This window comes from Arthrobacter sp. lap29 (assembly GCF_032458965.1).
GTDB lineage: Bacteria > Actinomycetota > Actinomycetes > Actinomycetales > Micrococcaceae > Specibacter > Specibacter psychrochitiniphilus.
Genome location: NZ_JAUCEK010000042.1, coordinates 1 through 803, shown reverse-complemented (window position 1 = coordinate 803; position 803 = coordinate 1). Strand labels below are relative to the sequence as shown.

The window sequence follows — 803 nt, the reverse complement described above, 5'->3', positions numbered from 1 at the left end:
GCCCCGATCCATCCCCCACCAACTCACCCACCAGCACCTCATCCCCCACCACAGACCCGCTGGTTTCAGGCAGGACGGTACCGCTAAAGGGTTGCGAGGTGGGATTATTTGCTGTGGTGTGAGCGAACGATTCACCGTCCACAGCAGTCCACCCCGGGGCTAGCTCTGGGTTTAGCTCTGGGTTTAGCTTTGGGTTTAGCTCTGGGGCTGCAGCAGTGTGCGGGCCCGTGCTTGAACCGGGGTTCGGGCTGGTACGCGGGCCGGTGTAGTGCCAGGGTGCTTCCTCTTCCGCGATCCGCACTCCCCCGAACCAGGCATTGTTCCCGTCCGAGGTATTAACACGATCATGTAGCCCATCACCCCCAACGGAACCCTCACCACCTCCAGCACTTCCGCCAGCACCCGCGCCGACCCTGGCGCCGGCCCTGGCGCCGGCCCTGGCACCAGCCCTGGCGCCGGTGGTGCTATTGGTGTTGGTGGGTGGTGGTCCTAGGAGCAGGGTTGCGCCTACATCGGCTCTGAGTTGGGTCAGGGTCCGGTATTCACGGCAGTCTTGGCCGGTACCTGCTTGGTCCGCATGGGATTGGGCTGTGTTCGCGTCGGCTTTCAGTGCCCTGGCTAGGCGGGTGCAGTTGGTATAGATACCTTCAGCGGCCAGGGTGGGCACGTACAGGGTGAGCCAGGACATCCCGTCTTTTCCCGGTAAGCACGTCATGGTCCGTTGCCGAAAGGCTTCCTTGGTCCGGGTGGCCATGGTGGCTGGGAACATTGATTCCCGTGCCCTGCGTGCTTTCGCTTGAAAG

Annotated in this window: 1 pseudogene; it reads right to left on the bottom strand. The window is 63.0% G+C overall.

Going from position 1 to position 803, the window contains the following annotated elements:
* Positions 1-754 (bottom strand): annotated as a pseudogene (locus tag RY113_RS18430) (hypothetical protein); the annotation flags it as partial.
* Between the last annotated feature and the right edge of the window lie 49 nt (positions 755-803).